Source organism: Mycobacteroides sp. H003, from assembly GCF_001440135.1.
In the GTDB taxonomy this organism is placed as follows: domain Bacteria; phylum Actinomycetota; class Actinomycetes; order Mycobacteriales; family Mycobacteriaceae; genus Mycobacterium; species Mycobacterium gwanakae.
In genome coordinates this window covers 477,282-497,256 of sequence record NZ_LJYL01000034.1, presented here as the reverse complement: position 1 = coordinate 497,256, position 19,975 = coordinate 477,282, and the positions used below count along the sequence as shown (strand labels likewise).

Below are 19,975 nucleotides of genomic sequence, written 5' to 3'. Positions count from 1 at the left end.
AGATCATAGGCGCTCACGCACGCCACCACTTTCGCGCTCGATCGAGAAGTGCTCTACGTACCGTTGGTATGCGTCGTCCACTTCTTCTGTCGTCAGTCCGAATTGTTCGAGACTGTATCGGTGCTCACCGTGCTTGTGCTGTCTGTTCGTGCGCAACGACGTCTGCATGGCCGCGACCGCCGCATCAGAGAGCGGGCGCCCGGCAGCGTCATGGATACGCTGCACCGACCTCATCGGATCATTCAGTAGCTCAGGGTAATTGATGTCGACAAACGATTCAGGATGGTTACCGCGAACGGTGATCGCGCGGTCGATGATCTGCGCGTTCTTGCCGAGCCAGTACCGGGAGAGCCGGTGATGGTCCACGTGGTCGCTGAACAGCGCCTGGTAGTGCGCCAGCATGCTTGACGACGAAGCGGTGGTCTGTGCCGGGTCCCGGTGTGTCCAGACCACCACTGCATCCGGGTAGACCCGCAGTAGTACGTCTAGATGTTCAAGGTGCGCGGGAGTTTTGAGTACCCATCGGCCCCGGGGTCGCTGCCACTGGAGCACCTGTAGAAGCAGTCGATGCAGCTCGTATGCGGGTTGCATGTTCTGTGCGGCAAGCCAGCTCGCGTATGACGGGACATGGAACATCACCTCCGGCATCTGGCTGTGCAGCGCGAAATCGAGCAGCAGCACATCCTCCTCGGGGGCCTCCGCCTCTACCGAATGGATGGCGAAAAACTGCGGTGCCAGATACCGCAACGACGCCTCGTCCTTGGCGGCCTTGGCTATTCGCAGATGAGCGGCGCCGGTGGGCTCGTCTGAGTGGGGGAGCGGCTGGGCGCCCTCCCATGAACTCATCGATCCCGCTGCCGGGTCGGCAGCGAGCAGCCTGTGCAGCAGGGTGGTTCCGGTCCGCTGCAGGCCGACGATGACTATCGGCGCCTCAACCCGCAGCTCCGCTATCTCGGGATGTTTCCTGATCAGTTCCCGCAAGCGCAGACGCGTGCTGAGCATCCCGACGAGTCGCACTTGCACCATCTTTCGGCCCAGAAAACTGAGCACCGCCTCGTCGCGCAGCGAAGCCACGAGAACATCCAGTGCGGTGTCGAGATAGTCGTCGGGTATCCACGGCAGTCCGGCGGCGCGGCTTGCCGCGGCCCGCAGGTGCTGCGCGTCCAGCCGCGGGGCCGCCCCGATCCTGGCAAGCGGTCGTCCGGCGTGATTGAGCATGCGGATCGGCCACGGACGTGTGACTCGGAACGCCGGTGTCGTCATTGCCTGGTCCAATTATCCTATTGCGCAACGCTTTGTGAGAACCGGAGGTTGTCATCCTGGACGGGTTGCGCGCGCGCCATCCACATGTCCCGGTAGTAGTTCATGCTCAGCCGCCAGGGCGGCCGCGAGCCCTGGCGTGGCAGGTCGGACAGCACGCGTTCCACATAACCCGGGCGATATCCCGTGAACGGCTCTAGGGACACCGAATCGTCGTCGAGATGCGGTGTCACCGAGGAAATCCGGTGGGAGTGGAGATAGTCGAGCAGCCTGCTGACATACCGTGACACGATGTCCGCCTTGAGCGTGTAGCTCGCGGCTTGATATCCGACGGTGAAGGCGAAATTCGGTACACCGTCGAGCATCATCCCCTTGTAGCAGACCGTGCTGCTGAAGTCGATGGGCTCGTCGTCGCGGTAGAACTCGATACCGCCGAACAGCCGCATATGGAATCCGGTGGCCGCCACCACGACATCAGCAGACACCTGCTCACCGGAGGTGAGGACTAGTCCGGTTTTGGTGAACCTTTCGATCTCCCCGGTCACCATGCTGAGGTCGCCGCGTCCGATCGATTCGAACAGGTTGCCGTCGAGGATCAGGCACAACCGGTTGTCCCAGATCTTGTAACGCGGCCGGAAATGGGTATCGCTGTCATAGCCGGGCGGGAGTTCGCGTTTCGCACGATCGATAATGGCCTCGCCCATGCGTTCTGGAACCCGGCGGGCGAGATAGAGGGAGAGTGTCATCAGGGAGATGTTCTTGGCGCGGATGATCTGTAACGCCAGACTGTCGGGGAGGCAGCGCAAGAGCAGGTTGGCGAAGCGATCACGCTGCGGGCGGCTCACGACATAGCTTGGGGAGCGTTGCACCACGCTGACATGTCGGGCTTCCTCGGCCAGTCGCGGTGCGAGGGTCATCGCGGTCGCACCGCTGCCGATGAGGGCGACCCTTTTGTCTTTGAGGGCGAGATCTTCGGGCCACTCCTGGGGATGCACCACAGGGCCGTGGAAGTCTTCGATGCCGGGAAACTCCGGCAGGTATCCGCCGTCGTAGCGGTAATAGCCGGTGCACACCATCAGAAACGAACAAGTCATAGTTCGTGGACCGTCTGGAGTGTCGACTGCCAGCGTCCACTTGGCGGTCTCCGACGACCATCGGGCCTCGCGTACGCCGTGATTGAATCGGATGAGCGGCTCGAGATTCTCCTTGGCGACTACGTCTTTCAGATACCGAAGGATGGTGCCACCGTCCACGATCGCCTCCCGCCCGGTCCACGGCGCGAAGGAGAAGCTGAGTGTGTACATGTCCGAGTCGCAGCGCACGCCCGGGTAACGGAACAGGCTCCACGTGCCACCTATCTCCGAACGGCTCTCCAGCACTGCGATGTTCAATGATGGGCAATGGTTGGCGAAATGCCATGCCGCACTGATTCCGGCGATACCGGCACCCACGACGAGGACGTCGACAGCTTGCTCGTGTTCGAAGCTCACTTGGGTCTCCCTGCCTGATTCGAGATGATTATGGCCGTATATTCCTGAACTATGCGGCGAACCGGCAATAGATCGCTGATCCTGACGGGTGCCACGTCCGGGCTTGGGTCAGCACTTGCGCAGCTCCTCTCTGTCTCCGGCTCGTATCGGCTGATTATGTTGTGCCGCAATGAAATACGCCGGGCCGAGTTGATCGGTCGTTTCGGGACGGATGACGTGCACTACGTGGTGTGCGATCTGGCGGTGCTGGAGAGTGTTCGGGAGGCCGCGGCTGAGCTCAACAATGCGGTGCGCGCCGGAGACCTCGGGCCGATCGGTTCGGTGGTGCTCAACGCCGGGATTCATCCGGGACGTCGGCCGGGATCTGCATACGGTGGTCTCGACAGCACCATGGTCACCAATCTGATAGCGCCGCATCTGCTCCTGGGTTTGTTGTCGCCATCCCTGGACGCCGAGGCGCGAGTTGTGTTTGTGGGTTCCGGCGCTCACGATCGTCGGCGCTGGTGGACCGGGCTCCCCGAGCCCTCCGGCCTTCCGCTGGCCCAGGCATGTCTGCCCGGTGCGCTTGGCGGGCCGCAGGCGTATGTGACCAGTAAGAGGGGAACGGTGGAACTGTGCCGCGCCTACTCCGAGCGAGTCCCGGACGACTACGCGGTGCTCTCCTACGATCCGGGGATCATGCCGGCCACCGGCATCACCAGGAATATGAATGGCTTGTCCCGCTGGCTGTTCCGCTCGATACTCACCAGATTCGAGAATTCGGAGGGCTTCAGCACGCCCGAGCGTTCTGCCGCTTGGTTGCATGAATTCCTGACGCGCGGTGACACCGCGCCCGGTCTCGCTTACGCGAAGATTGACCGCTATCTGCCATGGCCCACCGCGAGTTCGACAGAGGCCGCACGGGCGCTGTATCACGAGACCAATGAAATCGCCGGCATCACTGCCGGTTTGGTGGCCCCATGGTGGTTTGAGGCCGGCCACCCGCCATCCGACTGAGCCGCTCACGTGGCCCGGCCCATCCTGGCGCCCCGAGCCGGGGTCGAGCCGGGTACCAGCCGCTGGAGCTGTCTTTTCGCCATGAAGGTGGTGAGACCCGCGAGACAGCGCACCAGGGTCGCGTACACCGTGAGCGGAGTGACGCCGTCGAATCCGCGTTCCAGCCGCTCGACGGCCTCGGCCATCGTCCCTGAAGGAGGGAACAGTGGGGGGAAGAAGCGGCCGCGTCCCAGGATCACCTTGCAGCGCCGCAGAATCAGGTCTTCCATGGCCTGGCCCAGTAATTCCCCCATCAGGCCGTTCTCCTGGAACGGGAAGTACCGCGGATCTACGATGAGGCGTAGATGCGTGCCGTAGCCCTCCACCGACTGGTACAGCGGCGACCTGGCTGCCAGACGGCGTAGGCCCTCGATGAGGGTGGCGCGTTCGGCTCGGCGCTGGGTGTGCAACTCCGGGGTGTCGACACTGCGCAGAGCGTGCCAGGCAATGTGCGCGCCGAGGTTGTTTCGGTACCGGCCCTGTAGATCGGATACGGCACGGGCATTTGTTTCGCGCGCAGCGTCGACCACTGTCGACGTCGCCAGCGCAGCCGCCATGGGAAACATCATGTCCGACAGGGGTTTGGCAATGGTGACGATGTCCACGACGCCGGGCATCCAGGTTTGTTGAAGCAGGAATGTCTCGGCGCTGCGCCACACGCCGGTGAGCACCTCGTCGATACCGACCAGAAAGCCGCGACGTTGCCTGGCATCGGTAATTATGTGCAGCAACTCGGGAGGTATCGCGCGGCAGGACATCCCTTGGATCAGTTCACACCACACCAGACCCACATCCGGATGCTCCAGGGCCTGGGTGAGTTCCTGGGCCGCCTGGGCACCGAAGGGATCGATGAACACCACGTCCGGGTAGTACGGTTCGAACGCGCCGTCGATGCTGGCAGAACGCTGCGGTCCGTAGCGACTGACATTGAGGGTAGAGATGGTCTTGCCGGAGAAGTTGCCCCGGAAAGTGACGATGCGCGGTTTGTCGGGACGTGCGAGCCGTGCCAGAGACAGGGCGGCTTCCACGCTCGTGGCCCCGCTGACCGCTGGCAGTACCTCGTCGAAACCGCTTACCTCACACAATAACTCGGACAACAGTGTGGTGTAGTCCGCGTGCTCATCGTGGTCCGCGAGTAGCTGTGTGATATCCGGGGGATTATGCCCGCGTAGGTTGGCGCCGTTACCCAGTGCGCAGTCAAGCAGTGTTGTCCCGTCCCGCAATAGGATCCGCGCGCCATCGGCTTCCGATAAGTCGAAATCGAGACCGAAGGCCTCCATCAGATTGGCTGCGGATGGATTCGAGAACTGGCGGAAATGGTCGTTACGTACCCGCCGTGATGTATGGATGTCGGCGAGAACCGTTTCCTGCAGATCGCTGACATACCCATGGCGGCGCAGAGTTTCGATCACGAGGGTCAAGGCAGTGGCGTTCGCGGCGAACGTCGATGTCTGCGCCATGGCGTCCAGTGGGTTGTTCCAGACGCGATAGGCTTGTTGCGACATCGAATAGGAGCCGAACGGGGCCTGGAAATCGGTGAGGTTCTCGCCGAAGACGAAGACGTCACCGTCGGCGGGTCTGCTGACCTCGGCGACACCCAGGGGACGGCTCTCCGCTACCACCCGGATCATGTTGTGGTGCTGCGCTGTCGACAGTAGATCGGCGGTCTCGCCATCGGGATCGAGGACCACCAGCCCTGACCATGCCCGTGTCGGAAGCTCCGCCAGCGCCTCTGCGGGGGAGGACACGAATCTCACGTGGCGTGTCATCCCCTCGCCCGCGCCTTCACCGAGGGGATCGAAGTACCGCCGCAGCCTTTCGTCGCGGTCCGCAACCAGAATCCAGCTCTCGCTGTGTCGATCGCCGGTCACCTTGCTGGTGTGGCGGATCAATCGAATGGCCCCCGACAATGCCTCTTCCAGCGAGTTCCCGAAATAGGTGACGTAATCCGTTCCAGTAGAGAGTAATTCACTGATGAGATATCCGACCTGCGCGCTCTCTGCTGTGATCGCCAACCCCGCGACGAGAATGTTGGGGCGTTTGGATCTGTTGAGTTCGATCAGTGTGCCGATTGTGTCCTGGGTCGCGGCGCGGTACCTATCGGCATTCAGCGCGGTCTCTGCCCCTCCCTGGCCGCTCATTTGGACATGGCCTCGGCGGTATCCAGGGCCTCCGACAATTCGGAGAGCGCTTCTTTGTACCCTGCGGCGATGTCGGCGAGCGCAGGGATTATCTCGGGGCACGCGATCAGGCCCACGTTGAGCCGGTCGTCGTGAGAGGCAACCGTGACGAATAGCGCACCGCCGTCGAAGGGTGCCCCGAAGGGATAGAAACCGGACACTTTCGCTCCGGCGAAATACAGATCTGTGTGGCGCCCGCCAATATTCGACAACACGAGGTTCTGCATCACCTTGTGCCGATCAGCCATCCGCAGGCGGGAATAGGCGCGGAACAACAGACCCCAGTACCGTGCGCTGAAGTCGAACCAGTCGTGGATCCGTCCGGGGCCCAGCGCCTCGGCATGCACCTTGGCCGCGTCGGTGATGGAGGCGATCTCTCGCGCTCGCTGCACAGGGTCGTCGGTGCGGGTCTGCAGGCTGGTCAGCAGACCGGTGGTGCGGTTTCGGCCGTGCTGGCCGGGCTTATCGTGAACCGAGACCGGGACGAAGGCGCGCAGCGGTAGGTCCGGGAGTTCATCGCGTTCGATGAGGTACTTGCGTATCACGGTCGCGGTCAGCGCGAGCATGACGTCGTTCAGCTTCACGTCCAGCCTTCTTTTCACCTGCAGCACGTCGGCGATCGGAAGGCTTATCCATGCCAGGTTGCGATTGGAGGTCAGCGTGGTGTTGAACGAAGTGCGTGGCGCCGACATGGGCTCGGGGACTCCGGGCGGAAGCTCCGGGGCATCCCCCTGGCGGCGTGACCTGATGTTTTCGGCAAGCATCTTGGCCATCTTGACCGGCTTACCGGCCAGGGTGCGTAAGCCACCTAACATGAGGGCGAGAGGCTCGATCGGCCCGGCATCGCGGACTACCGCCAACTCGGTGGCTTCATTGCCGCACAGCTGGCCCAGCTGCGAGTTGCCTCGAACGCCGTCGAGACTCGCGTTGTGGCGCTTGATCAGAATCGCCACGTTCCCATTGCTCATGCCCTCCAGCACCCAGATTTCCCACAACGGGTGCCGCTGATCGAGGGGGAGTGAGGCGATTTCGGAGCAGCGTTGGGCGAGCTGCGCATCGGTGCCGGGCGACGGGAGCACGACACGGTGCACATGGCGATCCAGGTCGAACGAGCTGTCGGCAACCCAAAAGGGATGGCCGAGGTTGTACCAGGGGTCGTGGGCTCTCTCGGTATAGGTGGGAATCTCGGCGACTCGAGAACTCAGCCAGTCCCGTACCGCTCCAAAGCTATAACCGTCCGCCATGGTTGATGTGTCGAGGATGACGACACCGTAACCCTGGTGATAGTGCGTGGGTGTCTCAAGGTAGAGGAAGCTTGCATCGTATCCGGTGAGCTGTTCCATCTCGGTTCTTCCTATCGGTCGGGAGCGGAATTCGCTTCGGTCACAACGTTCTCGGGATTTGTGATCGCTGGTTTCAGATCAGGGTCATCGATCAGATTCAGCTTGCCGCGCCAGCGTCGAGCGCTATCGTCATGGCATTGTTCGGGTACCTGGACCGGGGAGGTTGACATCGACACATCGGCGGAGGCATGGCAGGAGCGGGGCGGGCTTGTGGGGGTGATCCGCAAGGCGGTGCTGTCAGTGGGGCACCACAATCTGGCGGCGCCGATCCGTCGGTCTTCCGTCATCGCGGACCGGGTGCTGTACCGGCTCGCGGGTGGCCGGTGGACCATCACCGCCGTCTCGCGGATTCCGTCGTTGACCTTGTTGGTCACCAATGGCCGCGGAGAGGAAGTCGTTGTGCCCCTGCAGTACTTGATGATCGACGGGGCGGTGTATGTGGTTGGTACCAACTGGTCACGGCCGAAACATCCACTCTGGTCGTCCTGGCTGATGAAACGGCCCGCATGCCGAGTGAACATCGGTGGTAGCGAGCGGGCCTGCATGGCCGAACCTTTACAAGGGGCCGACCGCGACGTGATCTGGGCCCGCATCTTGCAGCTGTCTCCGTACCACGCCGACGTCGAGCGCAAGTCGCAACGCCAGCCTCGTGTCTTCAGATTGAACGACCGCATCGTCAGCGTGAACTAACCACGCGGACAGCGAACTTCGGAGACGGAGAGCTCGACGATATCCGGTTGGAGAGCCGGTAAGACGGAGAACTGGGTTCCAAAGTGCGGCGGTGGATGATGCGCGCAAGCATCAGCTGCATCAACGATTCGGCCAGCCCCTTGCCCACGCACATGTGTGGCCCGCGTCCGAAGGGGGAATAGGCACCGGGTGTGCGGTTGGGTCCCACCGAGTCGCCATAGCGGTCGACGTCGAATCTCATCGGGTCGGGGTAGAACTCACTGAGGAAGTGCGGGACGGTGGTGCCGACAAACACCCCTTCCCCGCGTCTGATGCGATGCCCGTGGAACTCGAAATCCTGTGCTGCCACGCGAATGATGAAGGAGGCTATGGGGTGTAGCCGCATCGCCTCCATCACGGCACCGTGCAGTACTGGGGTCGCGTGGAACAAGCCGTCATGGGTGATGTCGCCTGCGGCAAACATGGCGTCCACTTCGCGCTGGATCCTGGCCAAGACCGTCGGGTGTTTGAGGATCAGGTAGAGCGCGTATGTTGCTGTTGCCGAGGTTGTTTCAACTCCCGCGAAGTAGGGCAGGACCGAGTGGAACAGCATATTGCGCTGGTTGGTTGCTTCGGGATCGTCGGCACAGGATTCGAGGATGTCGTCCAGTAGGGCGGACCTGGACGGTCCTTCGCCCGCTTGAGTACCTCGCGCCAGGGCAATGGCCGACTGTGCCACGCTGACCATGCGTGACCGTGCGTTGACGTAGCGCGGCAGGCGCAGCATGAACTTCGGAATATGTTGTACTGGAGCGATCTTCAGGATGTCGCGGGTTACGAGCGCGATATCTTCGATGTCGTTGTCGGTCGGCCGGACGCCGCCTACGAACGTGCCGACCTGTGCGATGGATAACTTCTGCATTGCGGGAAGGACCGGTACCGACTGCCCCGGCTTCCAATGCTTGTTGACGGCATCGTCGATCACGTCTACGGCCTCCGCGTATCGGCCTGCGATGGCCTCGCGCGAATAGCCGCGCTGCAGCAGCGTGCGCCACTGTTTGTGCTGGGGTCCGTCCACGGCGACCAATGAGTCTCTGCCGCCGAACTGCTCCTCGACGAAACGCCATGAGCTGCCGACCGTCAGGCACTCGCGCCCTTCCTTACTGCTCATGAAGGTGGCGGCGTCGGCTCCGGCCAGCACCGTGTACGTCTGATAGGGCGTCTTGACCGTGAAGACCGGGCCATGTCGCAGATATTTCTCGAACAGGTAGAAGGTGGGATCCAACATCAATCCAACGGTGTCTCCCAACCTGGGCAGCCTGGACAACATCCGGGCCACGCGCAGGCCCGGAGGACTGACGTAGGTCGTGGCCGACTCGGCGCACGGAACGCTGGCCGCTTGTGTCAATTTCCACCCCCAAGGTGTTTGACCGGATGAGCGATCAAAGGCCTGTTTCTCGAACAAGTTCTCACACTAGAACGTGTCCTAATTTCTGTCTGGGCAATCGATAACCCTGATATGCCCCGGCCTCAGCCGGGGCGGAATCATCGACCCCTCCCGCATAGTGGCAATGTATTTATCTCTCATAGAGCTGCTTTTAATAGGGGATATGTATGAAGAAGAAATCGTTGGCAAATTTTGATGGTTTTCCGAATTTTGAGAACCTGGTCATGGCGGGTCGCTTATGATGCCTGGGGTAATTGACTAGAGGTTCTATTTTTGATCCTGGGGGTCAGTAATTTCATGGAACCGCCGCAGCTGCCCTTCGCGCGTGAGGGATTGTTCACGCCGGCTCCCCTGCAGCGGGAGCTGCAGTGTGCCGGGAACGTGCACCGGGTGACCACCGCAGTCGGAGACCCGGCCTGGCTGGTCACCGGACATGCGGCAGTGCGGCAGCTGTTCGATGACGATCGGGTGGGCCGGTCACACCCCGAGCCCGAAACCGCTGCCCGGTCCGGTAAATCGGCGTTCTTCGGTGGACCGATCGGGAACTATGAGACCGAACGTGACGACCACGCGCGGGGGCGACGGCTCATGCAACCGCATTTCACGCCAAAGCAGATGCGGGCGTTGGAAAGTCGTGTGTCCGAATTGTCCACGAAACTGCTGGACGCGATGATCGAGCAGGGCCCGCCCGCCGATTTGTACACCGCCATCGCCCAGCCGTTGCCGATGATGGTGTTGTGCGAACTGCTCGGTGTGCCCTACGCGGACAGAGCCGAGTTTCGTGAATGGACCACGGCCGCATCGAATACCCGCGATCGGAGTCTGTCTGAGTGGGGGATGGGCCAGCTTTTCGTGTACGGGTTACAACTGGTTGGCCGTAAGCGCGAGGACCCCGGCGATGACGTGATCTCCCGTCTCTGTGCTGTGGACGGTGTCGCCGACCACGAGATCGCCTCGCAATCGATGGCGTTGCTTCTCGGTGGGCATGAGACCACCGTTGTCCAGCTCGGTCTGGCCGCACTGCTGTTGCTGGCCAATCCCGAACAGTGGGCTTTGCTTGTGGCACAACCGGACCTGATTCCCAACGCGGTGGAAGAGACGTTACGTGCCTCGCGTACGGGCGGCGGCGAGATACCGCGATACGCGCGTGAAGATCTCGACCTCGATGGGGTGCATATCGCTGCCGGAGACCTCCTCTTGCTGGATGTCGGTGCGGCCAATCACGATCGGGCCGTATTCGGCGGCCCGGACCGGCTGGATGTCACCCGGCACACCGCGGCTCATGTCACGTTCGGGTACGGCGCGCGTTATTGCGTGGGTGCGCCGCTGGCCCGGTTGCAGCTCACCACGGTGCTCGGGCAGCTGGTCGAGCGGCTGCCCGGGCTGTATCTGCGTAAGGAAGTCTCGGAACTGACTATGCGGTCCGACCTGCTGACCGGGGGTCTGTTCGAGTTGCCTGTCGGCTGGTAGGCCGCCTGTCAACCTTCCTTGACGCCCCATGGTTGTCAATCTATATTGACAACCATGGGTGATCTTCCCTCGGCCGATCTGGACGACGCCGTCAGTAGCACTGATCCGGCCGTCGGCCTGAGGGCCGTACAGGCGTTGCGGCGCTTGTGCGAACGACTCGAAGCAATCCACGTCACCAATGCACGCAACCAGGGCTGGAGCTGGCAGGCGATCGCCGAGGCTCTCGAAGTGAGCCGCCAGGCAGTGCATCAGAAATACAACCGCGCGAGGAAGTGAGCAGCCATGTTCGAGAAGTTCCAGAAATCGGCCAAGGTCGCCGTGGTGCTGTCGCAAGAGGAGGCCCGCGAGATGGACGAATCGCGCATCGGGGCCGAGCATGTCCTGGTCGGTGTGCTGGACAGTGCTGGCGGACCTCTTCTGGACCTGCTGGGTGGGTATGGGCTGACCGGCGACGCCGTGCGTGATCGGCTGCGCGCCGGATCGCAGGAGCCGCCGCTGGACGACGAGGACGCCCAGGCGCTCAGGGCCATTGGCATCGATTTGTCGCAGGTGCGTGACAGTGTGTCGAAAGTCTTCGGCCCGCAAGCCTTCGACAAGGCATTTGAGAAATCGGGGCGTCGCAAGGGGCGTGCCCGCGGGTGGCGCCCCTTTGGGATGATCCCGTTCAACTCCTCAGCCAAGAAATGCCTGGAGCTAGCCTTGCGGGAAGCCATTGCGCACAAAGACAATTGGATCGGATGTGAGCACATGGTGCTGGGCATTCTGCGGGGTGGTGACCCGGTGGCTCTGGCCGTAATCACCGAGCGGGTGCCCGCCGATGAGCTGCGGCAGGCAGTGGTCGGACTGCTCGATCGGGCCGCCTAGCGCCACGAGGGGATTGACCCCGGGGCGCCGGGCATCGCGTTTGCGGACACCTGAAGCTGGACCGCTGTGGGAGCGTTCAGTTTGTGATGTGCGTGGCGCGTACCGGTCGGCCATGACGCGGGTAACTCGGGCGCTATCACTGAGACGTCTCATGGTCAATGGGCCGTTGGCTGCGGCCCCTCGTCGGGACCTACGGATATCAGAGAACTCGCCGCGCCGCCGTTATCTTGCGGTGTCTTATGCCCAGGTAGTGGACGGTTGTAACCACATTGCGAGGTGAATACCCCTACCGGGGTAAGGGTTTGGCGACACTTTAACTTCAGATTGAGTCAAAGTGAACGGCAGGTGTACTGTAGGTGACATAGAAGCGGCGCCTAACGTTTTTCGTTGTTAGTGGTTTCCCGGGGGCCGCACCTGAATATGCGGACCTACGGAGTCACCATGTATGCACTTACCAAGACCAGAAACGTTCTTTGTTGTACGGCGTTGTTAGCCCTCCCGCTGTTGGGGCTCGGGGCGCCGGGCGTCAGTGTTCTGCGCGAGCCGGCGGTGGGACAGACACTCGCGGGCCCTGCCGATCCGGTGACGCCAATACCCGGACCAGGTGTGGGCGATGGGTCACGCTGGTCGTTTACCAATCAGCAGCCCGGCAGGGATGGAAACACCGGCTGGGGAACCCTTCCGCACGGTCAGGGGCATGCGTGCCAAAACAGCTGGGTGTTCTGCGATGCCACCGGTAACCCGAATCGCTCAGATCTACCCCCGGGCCTCACCCAGGGCGGCGGATGGGTAAGCGCACCGGACCATACCGGTGTGACCTGCCAAAACACAGGGGTTGTCTGTAAGAACTTCTCCTAAGACGTCACGGTCCGCGAGGGCTAGCTCAGCCAGGTCAGGGCCGAGGCGGTGAGAATCGCCCAGCCAAGCATGGCAAGGCCGGTGTCGCGCAATGTCGGGATCAACTCCGGCCCTTGCGCTTTGGTGACGACTGGGCGGGCGGCCTTGACCATGAGGGGCAACATCACGAGCCCCAGCAGGTGCCACGGGTGGCCAATGCCCAGGCCGATGCTGACCAGAACCGGAACGGCGAGCAGTGCCGGGAACAGGATCCGGGTGCGCGCATCGCCCAATCGGACGGCCAGCGTGATCTTGCCGGATTCGCGATCGGTGGGGATATCGCGCAGATTGTTGGCCACCAATACGGCGCTGGAGAAGCTGCCGATTGCCACCGCCAGTGCCAGGCCGGTGCGGCTGATCGTCAAGGTCTGTACGTATTCGGTGCCCAGCACGGCCACCAGGCCGAAGAATATGAAGACGGCGATTTCGCCAAACCCGCTGTATCCGTAGGGCTTCGAACCCCCCGTGTAGAACCAGGCGCCGGCGACGCACGCTGCGCCGACCGCTACCAGCCACCAGGCGGTGGTGATGGAAAGCGCCAATCCCGCGGCGGCGCCCAGAGCCAGGAACGCGATGGCGACGGCCTTGACTGCCGACGGCGATGCCAGCCGGGAGCCGACCAGCCGTAGTGGTCCCACCCGGTCGTCATCGGTTCCGCGAATTCCGTCCGAGTAGTCATTGGCGAAGTTGACGCCGATGATCATGCTTACCGATACGGTCAGGGCCAGCAGCGCTTTCCACCAGACGGGGCTGCCGGCCGCCGCGGCGGCGCCTGTGCCCGCGATGACCGGTGCCAGCGCGTTGGGCCAGGTACGGGGACGGGAACCTTCGATCCACTGCGCGATGCTGGCCATGCGGCCGATCCTGCCATGGCCGCGCCCGATTACCCGCTACGGGAAGATGAGTCCTGCGGTCTTCGATAGTGCCGCCGAGAAACGAGCCTGGACGTCTGCCCAGTTCACCACGTTCCAGAAGGCCTTGATGTAGTCGGCCTTCACGTTCTTGTACTGCAGGTAGTAGGCATGCTCGAAGACGTCCAAGCCGAGAAGGGGAATCGTGCCGAACGGCACGTTGGCTTGTTGGTCGTACATCTGGAACGTCAGGAGTTTCTTGCCGAGGGTGTCGTATCCGAGCCATGCCCAGCCTGACCCCTGAACGCCATTGGCCGCTGCGGAGAACTGGTCGCGGAACTTGTCGAAGCTGCCGAACTGCTGATCGATGGCGGCTGCCAGGTCACCCTGTGGTTTGTCACCACCATTCGGAGAGAGGTTCTTCCACCAGATCGAGTGGTTCACGTGGCCGCCGAGATTGAAGGCGAGATTCTTTTCCAGCAGTACGATTGCGGCGTTGTCGGCCTTCTGGCGGGCTTCGGCAAGCTGCTCCACGGCGTCGTTGGCGCCCCTGACGTAGGCGGCGTGATGTTTGTCGTGGTGCAGTTGGTTGATTTCGCCGGAGATATGCGGCTCCAGGGCCGAATAATCCCAGTCGAGATTCGGCAATGTATACACGCTGGTCTTCTCCTCTTCCTGAGGCGCTTCTCCCCGGGGTTCATCGGCGCATGATGCGAGCGTGAGGGCTCCCGCGGCCGACGCGGTCATTATCAGGAATTGTCTTCGATGTAGTTGATGCCCAATCGAATTCACTCCTCTACGGTAGACGTGGTGGAGGATGCGTCAAGGTCGCCGGCGCGAGTCTGGCAGAACGGCATAATTCACCGAAAAACCTGAGTTTCTATCAGCAATTCTCATCTACGCCGTGTCACCGTCGGGAACGGTGACATTCTCTACATCATTGGGCGGCAGCAACATTCATCCTATTCCTTGGTGTCGTTGATAAAATTGTTGCCCAGATTTGTCGGGAACTGTCGCAGGTATTTTGGCGACTAATTGTTTGAGGGGTGCGCGACGCACCCAATTGGCCGCTGGCCGGGGTGTTGCACGACAATGACGGCATGCTCGCGGTGATAGGTGGAAGCGGTTTCTATTCGTTCTTCGACAAACCGGTGCGGACCGTCACCCCGACGACGCCGTACGGTCAGCCCAGCGCGCCCATCACGGTCGGGCTGGTGGGAGAGCGTGAGGTGGCATTTCTGCCACGGCACGGCAGTCGCCACGAGTTCTCGCCACATACCGTGCCCTATCGCGCCAATATGTGGGCGCTGCGCGCGCTCGGTGTGCGCCGGGTCTTCGCACCGTGCGCGGTGGGCAGTCTTACCCCTGATCTGGGTCCCGGGGCCATCGTGGTACCCGATCAGCTGGTCGATCGCACCAGCGGGCGCGAGCAGACCTTCTTCGACAGCGGCGGTATCCACGTGGAATTCGCCGACCCGTACTGCCCGGGGTTGCGTGCTGTATCGCTGCAACCCGAGGCTGTGGACGGCGGCACGATGGTGGTGGTGCAGGGGCCGCGGTTCTCGACTCGAGCCGAAAGTCGCTGGTACGCCTCGCAGGGTTTCACCCTGGTCAACATGACGGGGTACCCCGAGGCGGTGCTGGCTCGCGAACTCGAAATCTGCTATGCCGCAATCGCCTTGGTCACCGATCTGGACGCTGGAATTGAACACGGGCAAGGGGTGCGCGCGGTAGACGTGTTCGCCGAGTTCGAACGCAACATCGGCGGCTTCAAGGAGTTGGTGCGCGCTGCCGTCACCGCGACCGAATCCGTCGACACCTGTGGGCACTGCCGCGCGCATGACGGCGTCACGCTGCCGATCGAGCTTCCCTAGCGGACATAACACGTTTGCCCGTGTGGGTTCTTGGTAAAGGACAGCACCTTCGACGGCGTCACCGTGTAGACGACCGCGAACTGATCGCCCTCGCCGAAGCCACCCTCGCTCGGCGTGAATTTCCAATCCTCGCCGTACTTTTCGAAATAGGCGTCCGCGAGGCTCTGCAGGGTGGAGGCATCGGTGACGCGGTCGGCCGCCCCTTCGATCACGACGTCGTGCCCGTCATTCCATGTGTTGACCCCGGTCGCGATGGCCACGGTGCGGTTCGCGTCGAGATTACGGGCCTTCTGTTCGGTGGGGCCCGTGCAGAACACGAATGATTCGTCCTGCCACAGGCCCACCAGCGGAGTCATATGGGGGCTGCCGTCGGCGCGCACGGTGGTGATCCAGTACAGCTCGGCGGCGGCAAGCAGCGTCGATACGTCGCTCCATGCGGGTGCAGCCGCGCCGGGCTCGCTGAACCGCTGGTCGAAATGAGGGGTAAGGGTCATGGTCATATAGACCCGGCCCGTCACCGAGATTAATCGCGGGTACCGTAACGCCATGCGTGATTCGGTCACCGTGCATATCGCGGCTCCTGCCGACAAGATCTGGGAACTGGTCAGCGATATCACCAACACGGGAAAGTTCAGTCCAGAGACGTTCGAGGCCGAATGGCTCGACGGCGCCAGCAGTCCCGCGGTGGGCGTGCGGTTCCGTGGTCATGTGAAGCGCAATCAGAAGGGGCCCGTCTACTGGACGGTGTGCCGGATCGTCGAATGCGACCGCGAACGTTCTTTCGCCTTTGCAGTGCTCTTGCCGAACGGCAAGACGGTCAATACCTGGCGATATCGCTTTGAGCCCGCGGGCGACGGCACCGACGTCACCGAATCCTTCGAGCTGACACCGTCACTGCCGGTTCGGATCTACTGGGCGCTGCTTGGCTGGGCGCGCGGACGCACCAACCGTAACGGCATGCGGGAGACCCTCAATCGGATCAAGGCGGTTGCCGAGGCCGCGTGACTACGGGGCATCCAGCGCCGACAGGCCACGTCCCGCAGACCACACCGCGCTTTCCGTGAAATGGTTGTCGTAGGTCTCCTGCGACGCCCGCAGCTCGCCGATATCGGCCTGGCCGTGCACGATTCGGTCCAGTAGCCGGAAGTAGTCGAAGCGCTGGACCCCGGGGGAGAGCACCGTGAAGAGGTTGGCATCGCTGTCCGGTGTGGCGCCGAACGCGTGCGGCATCAGCTGCGGAACCAGCAGCGTGTCGCCCTCTTCCAGAACCTCGATGCGATCGCCCGCCAGGAGTTCCAGCCGCCCCGACACGAGGTAGAACAGCTCGGTGGATCGGGTGTGGAAGTGCGGGGCCGCCCCGTCGGCGCCTTTGGGCAGGTAGACGCTCAGGACGCTGACGGCTCCACCGGTCGCGTCGGAATCCATTACCAATCCGGTCGCGTTTCCGGCTGCGGTGCTGAGGATCTCGCGATCGCGGTGCCGGACCAGAGGCGCGGAACCTGGCACAAACTCTTCACGTGTCATGGGACCAACGCTATGAACTCAAGTGAGCTTGAGGTCAAGAGAAGCGTTTGACGAGAGCGCGACGGTCGAGTTTCCCGATCCCGCGCCGGGGTAGTTCGTCGAGGAGATGCAACTCGCGCGGGGCGGCGGTGTCGTCGAGAGCCGCGGTGACATGAGCCCGCAGATCCTCCAGCGTCGGATTGCCCGCCGGCGAAGGCACCACCGCCACGGCGACGCGCTGGCCAAGCCGATCATCGGGCACACCGAATACCGCACATTCGGCGACCAGCGGGTGGGTGGCCAGGGCGGCCTCCACCACCTGCGGAACCACGGTGAGGCCGCCGGTGCCGATGGCCTCGTCCAGTCGACCCAGCACCCGCAGCCGGCCATCGTGCAGCTCGCCGAAATCATCGGTGTGGAACCATCCGGGCTCCGCAAATGCCTTGTGGTTCAGAATATTTCGGTAGCCCGATGCCACGGTGGCACCGCCGAGGCTGATCTGGCCCTCCGCTCCGATGCGCACCTGGACTCCGCTGAGTGCCACGCCGTCGTACACGCATCCCCCGCAGGTTTCGCTCATGCCGTAGGTCCGGATCACCGGGACGCGTGCCTGCGCCGCCCTGATGGCGACGGGCGCCGGTAGCGGACCACCGCCCAACAGGACCGCGTCAAAGGATGCGAGCACCTCGGACGCGACGGGGTCTTCCAAGGCCTTGACCAGCTGTATTGCCACCAGGGAGATGTATCGACGAGTTCCGGTCATCTCGGCGGCGGCGCGCACGAAGTCGGGTAGCGAAAAGCCCGTCGAGACGTCGAGGACCACCGGCTCGGTTCCGGCCTGAATGCTGCGCAGCAGCACCTGCATTCCGGCGATGTGATGGGGTGGCAGCGCCAGCAGCCATTGGCCGGTCCCGCCCAGGCGGGCGTGTGTTGCGGCCCCACTGGCGGTCAGCGCATCCCCGGTGAGCATGGCGCCCTTGGGTTTTCCGGTGGTGCCGGAGGTTGACACCACCACCGCGACATCCTCGGCGATCGGTTCGTCGGCGGCGAGTTCGGAGGCGAGGAAATGTGCCTGATCGGCGTCATCGGCGGGTACGGGCAGCACTGCGTCGCCGCGACCGTCCAGCAGTTCTGCCAGGCGCGGGAGCAGGCCGAGCATGGTTTGCCCGCTGGGTACGGGCAGGGCGCGCAGTAGCCGGGTCACGCCGGGTGGTCGGTGGCCTGACCGGAGCCCGGTTCGTCACGATGGTCCGCGGGCTCGCGCGGATCATCTAGAGGCCAGCCCTTTTTCGCCAGTCGCTCGCGGACGCGCTCGATGTCGTCGCTGGTCGGCAGCTCATCGGTGACCTGGGTGATGAGTACGGCGATATCGATGTTGTCGAAGTCGCCGCGGGCCATCAGTTCGCGGGCCACGGTCTTGACCTCGTCATTGCTCAACCTGCGGCCGAGCAGTGCCAACAGCGGGACATAGTCGGGCGGCGGGACACCTTCGGGGTATCCCGCCCGAAGCCAGGTGACGATCTTGCTCAGAAATGCGTTCACGGCCTCAAACTCCTGTACGGACGGGCGGCCGTCCTCTTCGTATCGACTTGGTACGGATCGTAGTGCTGTTGGTTGGTGTTGTCGCCAGGCAAAACTAGCCGCAATCAGCCAGGAGGCCCGCGCGCAGTTCGAACAGTCAGCACCCGGAAGGTTAACGGAATGTGAACTCCTTGCGGGAAATATCAAACTGGCCGGTCAGCGCACAAACTTGGTCGTCCATCAGCTGGTCAAAGTCAAGGCCTTTACCCCAGAATTAGCGCCATGGACGCAACCATGATCATTCTGGTGCTGTTGATCGCAACGGCACTGGCCTTCGACTTCACCAACGGGTTTCATGACACCGGTAACGCCATGGCGACGTCCATCGCAACGGGTGCGCTCAAGCCCAAGACCGCGGTTCTGCTTGCTGGCGTCCTGAACCTTGTCGGCGCCTTCCTCTCTGTCGAGGTCGCCGTCACGGTGACCACCTCGGTTATCAAGGTGCAAGACAGCAAGACAGGTCATCTGCTGCCCAACATCACCCCGTCCATGGGCCTGACGATCATCTTCGCGGGCCTCATCGGCGGCATCCTGTGGAACCTGCTGACCTGGCTCTTCGGTATTCCGTCCAGCTCGTCGCACGCACTCTTCGGCGGCCTTATCGGTGCCGCCCTCGCCGCCATCGGCCTCTCGGGCGTGAAGTGGGACGGCATCCTGCAGAAGGTCATCATCCCTGCGTTCGCCGCCCCCCTCATCGCGGGTCTGGTCGCGGCCGCCGGCACCTGGCTGGTCTACCGCATCACCCGCAACGTGGTGAAGAAGCGTCGTGAAGAGGGCTTCCGCTGGGGCCAGATCGCCACCGCCTCCCTGGTTGCGCTCTCGCACGGAACCAACGACGCACAGAAGACCATGGGTGTCATCGCGCTGGCGCTCATCACCACCGGCCACCTGAGCGGAAACGTCAAGGAGACCGGCCTGCCGTTCTGGATCATCGCCAGCTGCGCCATCGCGATCGGCCTCGGGACCTACCTCGGTGGATGGCGTGTCATCCGGACCCTGGGCAAGGGTCTCGTCGAGATCGAATCGCCTCAGGGTCTGGCTGCCGAAGCGTCCTCGGCCGCGATCATCCTGAGCTCCAGCGCCGCCGGTATGGCCCTGTCCACCACACACGTGGCCACCGGTTCCATCCTGGGTAGTGGTGTCGGCAAGCCCGGTGCCGAGGTGCGCTGGGCCGTAGCCGGCCGCATGGTGCTGGCCTGGCTGGTCACCTTGCCCGCCGCCGGTATCGTCGGCGCGCTGTCCTACTGGCTCTCCAAGGGCGTCGGCGATCTCACCACGCCGATGGTCGGCGACCTGATCATCTTCGCCCTGCTGGTCGGGCTCTCCGGTTACATGTGGTGGCGTGCCCAGCAGGAGAAGGTCGACTCGAGCAACGTCAACGCCGATTGGGACGACTCCACCAACTCGGTGGTGCCCGCCGATGTCCGCGAGGCCAAGACCGAAGCGTCCGGCGAGAGCAAGGATGCCTCGAAGAAGGACTCCGCCAACGACACGGCCTCGGTCTAACCCAA

The 19,975-nt window shown here is 62.9% G+C and carries 19 protein-coding genes and 2 pseudogenes; 10 read left to right on the top strand and 11 right to left on the bottom strand.

Translation table 11 applies throughout. The features are described from left to right. Positions 1-3 precede the first annotated feature (3 nt). Together AOT87_RS22595 and AOT87_RS22590 are read right to left on the bottom strand one after the other, a co-directional pair. Positions 4-1,263, bottom strand: a complete 1,260-nt coding sequence (locus tag AOT87_RS22595; protein ID WP_057967852.1) for a sulfotransferase — start codon at positions 1,261-1,263, stop codon at positions 4-6. 17 nt (positions 1,264-1,280) lie between these two features. Continuing rightward, on the bottom strand, positions 1,281-2,750 hold the full coding sequence (locus AOT87_RS22590) for an NAD(P)/FAD-dependent oxidoreductase (RefSeq protein WP_057967853.1): 1,470 nt from the start codon (positions 2,748-2,750) through the stop codon (positions 1,281-1,283). A 51-nt stretch (positions 2,751-2,801) separates the two neighbouring features. Between AOT87_RS22590 and AOT87_RS22585 the strand changes: the two genes are divergently transcribed. Then, on the top strand, positions 2,802-3,746 hold the full coding sequence (locus AOT87_RS22585; RefSeq protein WP_057967854.1) for an SDR family NAD(P)-dependent oxidoreductase: 945 nt from the start codon (positions 2,802-2,804) through the stop codon (positions 3,744-3,746). A 5-nt stretch (positions 3,747-3,751) separates the two neighbouring features. On the opposite strand, the gene AOT87_RS22580 is transcribed toward AOT87_RS22585, so the two are convergent. Next, entirely contained in the window at positions 3,752-5,926 is a 2,175-nt protein-coding gene (locus tag AOT87_RS22580) for an aminotransferase class III-fold pyridoxal phosphate-dependent enzyme (RefSeq protein WP_057967855.1), read from the bottom strand. Continuing rightward, positions 5,923-7,308: a wax ester/triacylglycerol synthase family O-acyltransferase gene (locus tag AOT87_RS22575; RefSeq protein ID WP_057967856.1), complete on the bottom strand. Its 1,386-nt coding sequence runs from the start codon at positions 7,306-7,308 to the stop codon at positions 5,923-5,925. Before AOT87_RS22575 ends, AOT87_RS22580 begins: the two co-directional genes overlap by 4 nt. A gap of 216 nt (positions 7,309-7,524) precedes the next feature. Here AOT87_RS22575 and AOT87_RS22570 point away from each other — a divergent pair, with 216 nt between their 5' ends. Continuing rightward, complete coding sequence (locus AOT87_RS22570) at positions 7,525-7,998, top strand: nitroreductase family deazaflavin-dependent oxidoreductase (protein ID WP_057967900.1); 474 nt, start codon at positions 7,525-7,527, stop codon at positions 7,996-7,998. On the opposite strand, the gene AOT87_RS22565 is transcribed toward AOT87_RS22570, so the two are convergent. Beyond that, the gene (locus AOT87_RS22565; RefSeq protein ID WP_109398714.1) at positions 7,985-9,307 is read right to left on the bottom strand and encodes a cytochrome P450; all 1,323 of its coding nucleotides are present in this window, start codon (positions 9,305-9,307) and stop codon (positions 7,985-7,987) included. The two genes, AOT87_RS22570 and AOT87_RS22565, sit on opposite strands and share 14 nt — an antisense overlap. Before the next feature lie 414 nt (positions 9,308-9,721). On the opposite strand from AOT87_RS22565, the gene AOT87_RS22560 reads away from it, so the two are divergent. The 4 genes and pseudogenes from AOT87_RS22560 to AOT87_RS29630 form a co-directional block, all read left to right on the top strand. Next, complete coding sequence (locus AOT87_RS22560) at positions 9,722-10,894, top strand: cytochrome P450 (protein ID WP_057967857.1); 1,173 nt, start codon at positions 9,722-9,724, stop codon at positions 10,892-10,894. A gap of 54 nt (positions 10,895-10,948) precedes the next feature. Further along, entirely contained in the window at positions 10,949-11,170 is a 222-nt protein-coding gene (locus AOT87_RS22555) for a sigma factor-like helix-turn-helix DNA-binding protein (protein ID WP_057967858.1), read from the top strand. A 6-nt stretch (positions 11,171-11,176) separates the two neighbouring features. Beyond that, complete coding sequence (locus AOT87_RS22550; protein WP_057967859.1) at positions 11,177-11,758, top strand: Clp protease N-terminal domain-containing protein; 582 nt, start codon at positions 11,177-11,179, stop codon at positions 11,756-11,758. Between the two features lie 618 nt (positions 11,759-12,376). Further along, positions 12,377-12,616: pseudogene (locus AOT87_RS29630) on the top strand (hypothetical protein); the annotation flags it as partial. A gap of 20 nt (positions 12,617-12,636) precedes the next feature. Here AOT87_RS29630 and AOT87_RS22545 read toward each other — a convergent pair. Both AOT87_RS22545 and AOT87_RS22540 read right to left on the bottom strand, forming a co-directional pair. Continuing rightward, positions 12,637-13,509 carry a 1,4-dihydroxy-2-naphthoate polyprenyltransferase gene (locus tag AOT87_RS22545; protein WP_057967860.1) on the bottom strand — a complete coding sequence of 291 codons (873 nt, stop codon included), beginning with the start codon at positions 13,507-13,509 and terminating at the stop codon, positions 12,637-12,639. Between the two features lie 36 nt (positions 13,510-13,545). Next, complete coding sequence (locus tag AOT87_RS22540; protein ID WP_057967902.1) at positions 13,546-14,163, bottom strand: superoxide dismutase; 618 nt, start codon at positions 14,161-14,163, stop codon at positions 13,546-13,548. A 443-nt stretch (positions 14,164-14,606) separates the two neighbouring features. Here AOT87_RS22540 and AOT87_RS22535 point away from each other — a divergent pair, with 443 nt between their 5' ends. Then, positions 14,607-15,380 (top strand): S-methyl-5'-thioadenosine phosphorylase, encoded by a 774-nt coding sequence (locus tag AOT87_RS22535; RefSeq protein ID WP_057967903.1) that lies wholly within the window; start codon positions 14,607-14,609, stop codon positions 15,378-15,380. Here the strand turns inward: AOT87_RS22535 and AOT87_RS22530 are convergent. Further along, the gene (locus AOT87_RS22530; protein WP_057967904.1) at positions 15,377-15,874 is read right to left on the bottom strand and encodes a pyridoxamine 5'-phosphate oxidase family protein; all 498 of its coding nucleotides are present in this window, start codon (positions 15,872-15,874) and stop codon (positions 15,377-15,379) included. The genes AOT87_RS22535 and AOT87_RS22530 overlap by 4 nt on opposite strands. 52 nt (positions 15,875-15,926) lie before the next feature. Here AOT87_RS22530 and AOT87_RS22525 point away from each other — a divergent pair, with 52 nt between their 5' ends. Beyond that, on the top strand, positions 15,927-16,385 hold the full coding sequence (locus tag AOT87_RS22525; RefSeq protein ID WP_057967861.1) for an SRPBCC family protein: 459 nt from the start codon (positions 15,927-15,929) through the stop codon (positions 16,383-16,385). Here the strand turns inward: AOT87_RS22525 and AOT87_RS22520 are convergent, their stop codons facing one another. The 3 genes from AOT87_RS22520 to AOT87_RS22510 are packed head-to-tail and all read right to left on the bottom strand — an operon-like array spanning position 16,386 to position 18,425. Then, positions 16,386-16,904 (bottom strand): cupin domain-containing protein, encoded by a 519-nt coding sequence (locus AOT87_RS22520; RefSeq protein WP_057967862.1) that lies wholly within the window; start codon positions 16,902-16,904, stop codon positions 16,386-16,388. It lies immediately after the preceding gene. Between the two features lie 34 nt (positions 16,905-16,938). Continuing rightward, positions 16,939-18,087, bottom strand: a complete 1,149-nt coding sequence (menE, locus tag AOT87_RS22515; RefSeq protein ID WP_081343232.1) for an o-succinylbenzoate--CoA ligase — start codon at positions 18,085-18,087, stop codon at positions 16,939-16,941. Continuing rightward, positions 18,084-18,425 (bottom strand): DUF3349 domain-containing protein, encoded by a 342-nt coding sequence (locus tag AOT87_RS22510; RefSeq protein WP_030096546.1) that lies wholly within the window; start codon positions 18,423-18,425, stop codon positions 18,084-18,086. Before AOT87_RS22510 ends, menE begins: the two co-directional genes overlap by 4 nt. Positions 18,426-18,487: 62 nt before the next feature. Between AOT87_RS22510 and AOT87_RS29435 the strand changes: the two are divergent. Together AOT87_RS29435 and AOT87_RS22505 are read left to right on the top strand one after the other, a co-directional pair. Further along, positions 18,488-18,702: pseudogene (locus AOT87_RS29435) on the top strand (hypothetical protein). Next, positions 18,687-19,970, top strand: a complete 1,284-nt coding sequence (locus AOT87_RS22505) for an inorganic phosphate transporter (protein WP_030096547.1) — start codon at positions 18,687-18,689, stop codon at positions 19,968-19,970. The pseudogene AOT87_RS29435 and the gene AOT87_RS22505 overlap by 16 nt, the downstream one beginning before the upstream one ends. Positions 19,971-19,975 lie beyond the last annotated feature (5 nt).

What these genes read in the sequence shown, in the direction of transcription:
- AOT87_RS22505 (WP_030096547.1), top strand. Translation starts at nt 18,687, where the DNA reads ATGGACGCAACCATGATCATTCTGGTGCTGTTGATCGCAACGGCACTG.
- AOT87_RS22535 (WP_057967903.1), top strand. Translation starts at nt 14,607, where the DNA reads ATGCTCGCGGTGATAGGTGGAAGCGGTTTCTATTCGTTCTTCGACAAA.
- AOT87_RS22520 (WP_057967862.1), bottom strand. Translation starts at nt 16,904, where the DNA reads ATGACACGTGAAGAGTTTGTGCCAGGTTCCGCGCCTCTGGTCCGGCAC.
- AOT87_RS22585 (WP_057967854.1), top strand. Translation starts at nt 2,802, where the DNA reads ATGCGGCGAACCGGCAATAGATCGCTGATCCTGACGGGTGCCACGTCC.
- AOT87_RS22595 (WP_057967852.1), bottom strand. Translation starts at nt 1,263, where the DNA reads ATGACGACACCGGCGTTCCGAGTCACACGTCCGTGGCCGATCCGCATG.
- AOT87_RS22525 (WP_057967861.1), top strand. Translation starts at nt 15,927, where the DNA reads ATGCGTGATTCGGTCACCGTGCATATCGCGGCTCCTGCCGACAAGATC.
- AOT87_RS22560 (WP_057967857.1), top strand. Translation starts at nt 9,722, where the DNA reads ATGGAACCGCCGCAGCTGCCCTTCGCGCGTGAGGGATTGTTCACGCCG.
- AOT87_RS22545 (WP_057967860.1), bottom strand. Translation starts at nt 13,509, where the DNA reads ATGGCCAGCATCGCGCAGTGGATCGAAGGTTCCCGTCCCCGTACCTGG.
- AOT87_RS22580 (WP_057967855.1), bottom strand. Translation starts at nt 5,926, where the DNA reads ATGAGCGGCCAGGGAGGGGCAGAGACCGCGCTGAATGCCGATAGGTAC.
- AOT87_RS22555 (WP_057967858.1), top strand. Translation starts at nt 10,949, where the DNA reads ATGGGTGATCTTCCCTCGGCCGATCTGGACGACGCCGTCAGTAGCACT.
- AOT87_RS22550 (WP_057967859.1), top strand. Translation starts at nt 11,177, where the DNA reads ATGTTCGAGAAGTTCCAGAAATCGGCCAAGGTCGCCGTGGTGCTGTCG.
- AOT87_RS22530 (WP_057967904.1), bottom strand. Translation starts at nt 15,874, where the DNA reads ATGACCCTTACCCCTCATTTCGACCAGCGGTTCAGCGAGCCCGGCGCG.
- AOT87_RS22575 (WP_057967856.1), bottom strand. Translation starts at nt 7,308, where the DNA reads ATGGAACAGCTCACCGGATACGATGCAAGCTTCCTCTACCTTGAGACA.
- AOT87_RS22565 (WP_109398714.1), bottom strand. Translation starts at nt 9,307, where the DNA reads ATGTTGTCCAGGCTGCCCAGGTTGGGAGACACCGTTGGATTGATGTTG.